Genomic DNA, 7,896 nt, shown 5'->3' with positions numbered 1-7,896 from the left:
CTGCGGGTGACCGTCCAGCGCCGGCATTATGGCATTGGGCTTATGAAATGAAATTGGGTACAACCCAACACACCTTACGCGATTACACCTTTACCCACCCTAATTATCATCAAGAGCACCAACGCAGTAGCCAACAAAGCAATGTATTAGGTGAAAACACGGTCAATCTTTATGAAAAATATGATTACCCAGGTCGTTATAAGCGTGATGCGCAAGGTGAACCATTTAACCAATACCGATTAGAATATGAACGCCGTGAATCGGAAGTGGCACTGGCCACCGGTGATGATTTACGCGTAATCCCGGGTTATCGTTTTAGCCTTACAGGACATCCAAGAGAACACTTTAACCAAAGTTGGTTGGTGGTTGAAGTTGAACACCGTGGTTGGCAGTACGGCGTGCTGGAAGAGGAAGCAGGCAACTCAGGCAATCGCTATGAAAACCATATCAAGCTTATCCCGTACGGCATACAATGGCGCCCGACGCCGAATCCGAAACCGAAACCGAAAGTGGACGGTCCGCAAATGGCTCATGTTGTCGGTCCTGCGGGCGAAGAAATCTATTGTGACGAATGGGGCAGAGTAAAAATTCAATTTCCTTGGGACAGACTTGGGCAAAACAACGAACACAGCTCTTGCTGGGTGCGTGTCAGTCAAGCGTGGGCAGGCGCCCAGTTTGGCAATGTCGCCATTCCGCGTATCGGGCATGAAGTGATAGTGGATTTTCTTGAAGGCGACCCGGACCAACCGATAATCACGGGGCGAACCTACCACAGCACCACCGAGCCGCCTTACAATCTGCCGGAGCATAAAACCCGCATGAGCATTAAATCCAAAACCCACAAGGGAAATGGATTTAACGAACTGCGTTTTGAAGATGAAAACGGACAAGAAGAAATCTTTATCCATGCCGAGCGCGACCAAAATAACGTCGTCAAGCATGATGAAACCACGCAAATCGGCAATGACCGCACGGAGCAGGTGGGGCACGATGAAACTATCAACATCGGCAATAATCGCACGGAAAGTGTGGGTTTAGATGAGTCGATTACCATTGGGCAAGACCAACAAAACAGCATTGGGCGTAATCGCATAACCAAAATCGAAAAAGATGATGTATTAAACATTGGTAATCATTTTAGCTTGGATGTGTATGCGGATAAGAAAGAAAAACAAGGACGAGACAGCACCGTGCAAACGGCGCAAAACACCAAAATAAAGGTGGGGAATAATGTCAATTTGCATAGTAAAAATATCAAAATGACAGGTTCAACCGAAGTCAAAATGCTCGGTAAAGCCGGCACAATGTTGATTAATGGTAGTGGCATTACCTTAAAAGGGCGCGTAACCATAAAAGGACATTTAATGATTATTGGCGGTTCGCCGGTGTTGCGAGCCAAAAAAATTGCGAAAACAAATCACTAAAATCACGAAAAGAAAAAAGCCATTTAATTTCGTAGTTTTAGTGATCTTTTGTTTAAAGGTCGTTTAAATATTCAATTACTTTATGATAAATATCCTCAACTAAATTGAGAGGAATATTAGACCTCTCATTGTATGATTTCAGGGCTTTTCTGAATAACATCCCACAATAATAATCTTCATACTTTAATCCTAAATCAATGTTACTTTTGAACTTTGTCGGCTTTTTGACTATGTAACCATAATTACCATAGTAAGTTGGATTATCAAATAGGATTGTGAATCCTAGAACATCGTTAATATATCGCCAAATTTGGCTATTCAAAGGATTCTCAATCACATAGACTTTAGGCTGATATCGTTTGATAATCTCTATCGTGTTGTATATACAAAGCTCACCATTGATACGATTGAGGAATGATTTATCATAGCGAAAATGTACACGAGAAACTTGTGGCACATCATAGTCTGAGCGGTTTCGGATCATAAATCGCCCACTCTTATCCTGATGGACCCACTTCCAACAAGCATTACCTGCCCACATAGCACTAGCAATACTAAAACTTTCACAGGGAGGGCTTGCTAAAATAACATCAGGTTTAGGTAAAGTATCTAATACTTCAAACAACCGATTTTTACCGAATAACTGGCTATAATCAGCAAGATTTAGCTTAATAAAGTGATGATTACGCTTTTCAATGTCTATCCCAATGGGATAGATGTCAATATTGGGAAAGGTTTGTGCTGCTTTTGTATAACAACCATTTCCGCTATCAAACAAAGCCCACACAATAATTTTTCTATTTGTATTTGCCATAACATTTCCTAAAAGTGTTATGGCGTTCCGGCATTCTTGGCGCTCAGACACTCAAATCAAAAATTAAAATTTATTAATTGTTTTACAGCGCACACACTTGATTTCAAGTGAGATTGCTATGCCAATAGCGAGTAATTTATTACAGCACTGACATCTGATTTCTTTTTTATTTTGCATTGTTACATTTCGCAGTTTTACTGATTTATGTTATTCTGCAATAGCCCTCGAACTAAGGGTATAGCAGCCGTTCAATGCAAGTCCAGATTGCTTTGAGCCGAGGTAAGTTATGTTGCAGCATAGCTTACCTCGCTATATTTTTTTAGATTTTGCCAAATCCCGCAGGATACTGACGGCGTTTGATTTCTGATTCAAATGCGGTTTTGCAATGTTGGGAATCAAAAAACAGCGCATTTACGATTTTTTCCGCAATAACCCACTTTTTCTTACCTTTCATCGCACCACGATAGCAACGACTTGAAATTGTTTCATCAGCAGCACCTGCGAAGATTGCGTTAGCAAGCTGATCTAATGCAATCAATAAGTGATATAAATATTTATTCTTCATACTAATTTCCGTCCTCTAAGTATTCTCTGTATGTTTTCGACCAGCCAATAGACCAGTCATAATCGGTTGGATTTTCGCTATTTTTTAATAGCAGTTTATGCATATAAGCGTTCTCATACATACTTGTTTTTAACTCTCTCACGGTATTCCAAACTGCGAGGAAGTCATCAAAATTGAGCTGATACACCGTATTATCCGCGCAAATTAAGCTAAATTGTTGTTCTTTGCCGTTCAAGTCAAAATCCGCTTTAATCTGCACTAAGTTATCTTGACCTGCTTTGTCAGTATCTACCCACTTATTGATTTGTTTGACATAGACGCCACCATTTACGCACTCGTTGCGTTTTGTATTAATGAGCTCGCTAATTTTTTCAATTAGTGCCACTTTTAATTCTGCCTGTGGAGTATCCACAAGAGAAAACTCTCCATTCACCACAACACCAATTTTGTTGTTTAACTCTGCTTCAGAGTCAATCTCGACTGCATAATAATCGTCAGCGTTGGTTGGTTTAGGAAAAATGACATATTGTTTTAAATCAGTTTTTTTAAAATAAACTAGCATTTAGCCTCCTAACACAACGACTTTTTTAATAAGAATATCATCTCGCTTTTTCTCTGGCGTGAGAGTAATGATGCTACTTGAGGTGGCTCTAGCAATATGTACATAGCTAGAATAATCTTTATCGGCATTTTCGCCACCAAATTCGCTCTGTCCAATGTATGTGTTATATCCTGCACCTATTGGCGCTGAAAACCAGATATCTTTTGCCCGAATGTTTACTAATACATACAAAGAACCTGTAATACCGCCAACATCAACACTAATTGGGTCTGAGCTAGAACCTGACCAAAGCAGGCGTTCTTTTTTAATTTGGGTATTTACCCATTTTGCATTCACCACTTCTTCACCCGTTGCATTACCATCTGGCGTTGCTGTAAATAGAGCACCTGCATTCTGACTAACAAACCACCCACTTGCACCATTTGCACTGGCTTTTCTAATAAAAACTTGATTGCTTGAGGTATCAAAATACTGGCTATTTGCTGGGGCAGTAACGATGCCATTAGGCGAGCCTGAAGCCGTCATAGATACAGCACCTGTATTAGGTGTGCCAGAAATGTGGCAACGCATTCCAGCCAGATAATTATCTTTGACGACGGTATAATGGTCAGCGTAATGTAATGACAAGCCCAAGTATGAATTATCATAAGTTATACCATCTGCACTATCGTCATACGTATTGTTTAAAACATTCATTTTGGTAGAACTACTATCAATAGCAATCATTGGAATATTTTTACTATTATCGCTACTGTTAATCGCTCTACGTTTAATCATATTGTTATCAATCGCAATACCATCAACTGCCTGCGCATGTATTGCACGACGGAAACCAATAAGTACATTGTTAGAAATTTTTAAATTTTCATTTCGTACTTGATATCCACTATCCTTATTATCTTCTGCGTAAATCCAAATACCTGTTTTCCCAGCGACAAGACTCTCAATGATATTGTTTGAAATAATTGCATTCTGAATCTCTATGGCATTAAGAAAGTCTGCACCGTAACAAGTATTACCAAGTATAGTAATATTTTTAACTCCGAATGCTCTAATGGCTGTTTTATTACTTTCGAATGTGTTATTACTAATGATGATATTTTGTGCAAATAAATTATCTTTGCTTTGGTCTGTGTTTTTTAAGTTACGTAAAAAACTTACACACGCATAACCTGTGTGGTTTAATACAACATTGTTACTAAAAATTAATTGTTCCGCTGCGCCACGATAGTCAGCCCAAGCATCTCTATTTGTACAAGCCAACGCTGCACCAGTTAGCCCTTTGAAAGTGCAATTTGTGACCTTCACATCTTTAAATGCACTAAATGTACGCACACCCGCGTATGACATCCCGTCAAATACGCAACTATCTACAATAGTAGTCATCGTGCTCGGCATCTTATCGTACCCTCCGTGGTTTCCCACACCACTAGCCCAAGCTGGCAAGTGTTCAGATGCGCCGAAGTAACAATTTTTTATCACTGCTCTCGAATTGATATAATTGCTACCCTCATCAGTTCCTTGTAACTGGATAGCCTCCGTGAAATGTCGAGAACCTACCGAAGTGTTATTATCAATAATTGCACCATAAAATTTGCAATTTTCAATTAGAACATCTTCATAATTTGAAAGATCCACGGCGTGTACATTTTTAATGTTATACACATTAATATTACGCATAGTCAGCTTTTTAATAGGCCCGATTGAAAATGCGTTACCTGATTGAATTTCCTCACTTGTTAAAGTGTGTCCATTCATTAACACATTGGCATTTTCAATAATAATATTTTTAGCGCTATCGTTATGTACAACATGGATTAGTCCAACTGCGTTAGAAGCTGTATCGGTGTAGAAGTCCTTATTTAACGTTGCACCGCAGAAATCGACATGTGTATTACCATTAATGTAAATAGTATTTTTTAAGTTATAGTAATTCGATTGCGCTTTTACAGTTTTTAAATGACCGTTGTTATGTTGGGCTGTATAAGCTAACGCAGCATTGATTGCAGGACTAGCGTTATCTGCCAATACGCCAAACCACTCAAAATAAACTGCTTCATCTGTCATAATACGAGACCAACGAGCACCATTTGCGGTAATAATTACAATGCTACCATCATCTTTAGCAGTTTTATTATTCAAATCCGCAATAAAATACCCACCACCGACATTACTACCAGCATAGTATCCTTTTACATAAGCAATTTGGCGATCTCGAACTGGCTCAAATTGGCGTAATGCTTCGATAGATTCAACTTGTCCTGATAATACTTTAAGGGCTTTTGCCAACTGTGTTGTATCCGCTTTCTCTGGCTCAATACCAGCTTCTTTCAATACGTTGAGTAATTCGGCTTGTACGATATTGAACCAATGAGCACCAGGATAACTAGGTGCATTGCCATCTCGTCCTTCGGTAAACCAAAGAGGTGTTTTACTAAACACTTCAGGGATTTCAGGCATTTTTTCAATGCCAGATTTATTGTCCAATGCGTACATTATTTGGTGTCCTTATAAATAAAAACCATTTCCACGTCTGCGTTACAGTAACGTTTTAAGATCTGTTGTAATTCTTCGTTTTTATCAACTTCATCAGCAGGGTTAATAGGTAGTTTTTCGGTATAAATGAAAATACGCCAAGCATTTTCATACTCATAAAGTGGATACATACAATCACGCAAACAGTGATGCGGGAAGTAGTTCACAATCTCAATTTGATATCCTGCTCGTTTAGCTGCTTCTTCTAAGTAAATTTTGCTACTTGAGCCGAGCTCTTCTTCTTTTTCTTTTACCTGTGCTTGGCGTTCTACAATACTTTTACCTGTAATCTGTCGTCCTGCTTCGGGAATCCCAAAGAAACTCTCCCATTCTTCAAGCAGTAACGTAGCTTGCCCTGGCATACGCTCTTTAATTAAGGCGTGGGCTTGCGTGTTTACGGTGACAAGCTGATCGCAACGCACTGCCAGCACTTTGGCAAGATTGCTATCTAACGCTCGCTTCCACGCCAAACCCATTGGCAAGAGTTTCACCGCAGCATCTAAATACTGCTCGTGCGTCATAGCCATGTAATTTCTCCCAGTGTTGGAATATTATCACTGAGTAACTGCACATCAGCAGTCGGGAAAACCACGCTGTTATCTACCTCGCCTGCGGTGTTTGAAACGGTGGCACGAATCTGTGAGAGATAAAGCAACGCACCCACTCCCGCATTTGAGAGATAAGCTTGCAAACTTTTCTTCACTGCTTGGCGAAGTGTTGCGGTATCAGGCGAAAGGCGAATAGAGAAATTGACCGTTTGGAACTGTGGAGCGAATACATAAAGTTCCACGTTTGCTGGCATCCCCTCATATTGCCCCGTGGCTTCGTTTTTATGCCCTGTGATGTATGATTTCACACGGGCAATATCTTCCGCTGTCGGTAAAATATCGTCTCGGTCATCACAGGCGAATGCGACACCAACAGAGCCACCACCTAAGTAACGTTCAAAGCACCACGCACGGGTTACGCCAGAGACTTCCGTTGCCCAACGCACATAATCGTGCGGAGCACCATTAGCGGGTGGATTTTGCACACGATAAATCAAGCGAGCCAACAAGCGAGAAAGCGATTCAATATCTGCACCGCCTGTCATTGATTTAATGGTAGCGGTCGATTGCACGCCTAAAATCGCCGAGGTGAGCGAAACAGATGTGCCAACGGTTAAATTACCGTCTGCTCCCTCAGTTTCACATTGCACACCGATGTCTGTTGTGCCTGCACTAACTACCGTGTCAGTGGTGGTGATAAAGGTTAAACCGCTTGCGCTATCTTCAAACACTGTACCGACTGGGATGGTTGTTTCAAAGCTTGCTGTTACCGTTATATAACCAGACGCTGTTGTCGCTTGTTTACGCACAATGCCTTTATACAAGCAGTACTCAATCAAATAATCTTCTTCAGCCGTGGTCGGAATAATCTGACGAGCAAGCCAATCTAAGTGCATATGTTCGCCTGCACTCAATGCTGCACAAATACGGTTAATTACCGTAATCACATTGTTACGCTTGAGCGTTGGGAAGCGATACTGAAATTGCTGTTCGCCTTGTTTAATTAAGGTTGATAAGGTTGGGGAAGAGTAAGCCATTACACACTCCAGCTTGCGTTAAAGGTTCGTTGCTCTGTGCTGCCATCTGGCATAGTCACAAGAATCTCTAACAGCAGAACTGAAGGCTTAGGGTTGGAAGCAATGACGGAATAAGCCAACACCACGCCATCATCAAGCAACCATTTGAGTGATTGCTCGGCATAAAGCTGGGCTTCTTCCAGAATGTCACTGAGTTGTTTAGAACGGCTCAAAGTCCACAACTTCGAGCCCATTTGATAATCATCGGAATTAAATGAATCACCCCACCAGCCACGTACGCCATCCACTCGTAAATCAGTGAATAAGCTAATCACAATGGCATTGGTCAGGGTATCATCTAACAAAAACGACTCGGCATTGAATACCAAGTCGCCTTCACCATCACGCCACTGTAGGGCTAAATCTGACATA

The 7,896-nt window shown here is 40.9% G+C and carries 9 protein-coding genes; 1 reads left to right on the top strand and 8 read right to left on the bottom strand.

The genetic code is table 11. The features are described 5' to 3' along the window. The coding region (locus F8M47_RS04475) for a type VI secretion system Vgr family protein (RefSeq protein WP_150538985.1) at window positions 1-1,424 on the top strand (1,424 nt) is incomplete at its 5' end. 52 nt (window positions 1,425-1,476) lie between these two features. Here F8M47_RS04475 and F8M47_RS04470 read toward each other — a convergent pair. The 8 genes from F8M47_RS04470 to F8M47_RS04435 all read right to left on the bottom strand — a co-directional run bounded on the left by F8M47_RS04470 (window position 1,477) and on the right by F8M47_RS04435 (window position 7,895). Further along, window positions 1,477-2,238, bottom strand: coding sequence for a DNA methyltransferase (locus tag F8M47_RS04470; RefSeq protein ID WP_244298062.1), 762 nt, complete (start codon window positions 2,236-2,238; stop codon window positions 1,477-1,479). Between the two features lie 63 nt (window positions 2,239-2,301). Continuing rightward, window positions 2,302-2,415 (bottom strand): Com family DNA-binding transcriptional regulator, encoded by a 114-nt coding sequence (locus F8M47_RS12440; RefSeq protein ID WP_150538984.1) that lies wholly within the window; start codon window positions 2,413-2,415, stop codon window positions 2,302-2,304. Window positions 2,416-2,557: 142 nt separating this feature from the next. Then, window positions 2,558-2,803, bottom strand: coding sequence for a DNA helicase UvrD (locus tag F8M47_RS04460; protein ID WP_150538983.1), 246 nt, complete (start codon window positions 2,801-2,803; stop codon window positions 2,558-2,560). 1 nt (window position 2,804) lies between these two features. Next, a complete protein-coding gene (locus F8M47_RS04455; RefSeq protein ID WP_150538982.1) occupies window positions 2,805-3,365 on the bottom strand; it encodes a DUF4376 domain-containing protein in 561 nt (186 codons plus the stop codon). Then, window positions 3,366-5,861 carry a hypothetical protein gene (locus F8M47_RS04450; protein ID WP_150538981.1) on the bottom strand — a complete coding sequence of 832 codons (2,496 nt, stop codon included), beginning with the start codon at window positions 5,859-5,861 and terminating at the stop codon, window positions 3,366-3,368. It abuts the gene before it with no gap. Continuing rightward, entirely contained in the window at window positions 5,861-6,427 is a 567-nt protein-coding gene (locus tag F8M47_RS04445; protein ID WP_150538980.1) for a putative phage tail protein, read from the bottom strand. The genes F8M47_RS04450 and F8M47_RS04445 overlap by 1 nt, the downstream gene beginning before the upstream one ends. Beyond that, window positions 6,418-7,485, bottom strand: coding sequence for a baseplate J/gp47 family protein (locus F8M47_RS04440; RefSeq protein ID WP_150538979.1), 1,068 nt, complete (start codon window positions 7,483-7,485; stop codon window positions 6,418-6,420). Before F8M47_RS04440 ends, F8M47_RS04445 begins: the two co-directional genes overlap by 10 nt. After that, window positions 7,485-7,895, bottom strand: a complete 411-nt coding sequence (locus tag F8M47_RS04435; protein WP_150538978.1) for a phage GP46 family protein — start codon at window positions 7,893-7,895, stop codon at window positions 7,485-7,487. The genes F8M47_RS04440 and F8M47_RS04435 overlap by 1 nt, the downstream gene beginning before the upstream one ends. Window position 7,896: the final 1 nt, after the last annotated feature.

It is taken from the genome of Actinobacillus vicugnae (assembly GCF_901687125.1).
GTDB classification, from domain to species: domain Bacteria; phylum Pseudomonadota; class Gammaproteobacteria; order Enterobacterales; family Pasteurellaceae; genus Actinobacillus; species Actinobacillus vicugnae.
Note: the sequence above shows the minus strand (reverse complement) of the source record. Positions and strands in the feature narration are given on the sequence as shown.

Coding starts and splice junctions, on each gene's coding strand:
- F8M47_RS04470 (WP_244298062.1), bottom strand. CDS start 2,238: ATGGCAAATACAAATAGAAAAATTATTGTGTGGGCTTTGTTTGATAGC.
- F8M47_RS12440 (WP_150538984.1), bottom strand. CDS start 2,415: ATGCAAAATAAAAAAGAAATCAGATGTCAGTGCTGTAATAAATTACTC.
- F8M47_RS04460 (WP_150538983.1), bottom strand. CDS start 2,803: ATGAAGAATAAATATTTATATCACTTATTGATTGCATTAGATCAGCTT.
- F8M47_RS04455 (WP_150538982.1), bottom strand. CDS start 3,365: ATGCTAGTTTATTTTAAAAAAACTGATTTAAAACAATATGTCATTTTT.
- F8M47_RS04450 (WP_150538981.1), bottom strand. CDS start 5,861: ATGTACGCATTGGACAATAAATCTGGCATTGAAAAAATGCCTGAAATC.
- F8M47_RS04445 (WP_150538980.1), bottom strand. CDS start 6,427: ATGGCTATGACGCACGAGCAGTATTTAGATGCTGCGGTGAAACTCTTG.
- F8M47_RS04440 (WP_150538979.1), bottom strand. CDS start 7,485: ATGGCTTACTCTTCCCCAACCTTATCAACCTTAATTAAACAAGGCGAA.
- F8M47_RS04435 (WP_150538978.1), bottom strand. CDS start 7,895: ATGTCAGATTTAGCCCTACAGTGGCGTGATGGTGAAGGCGACTTGGTA.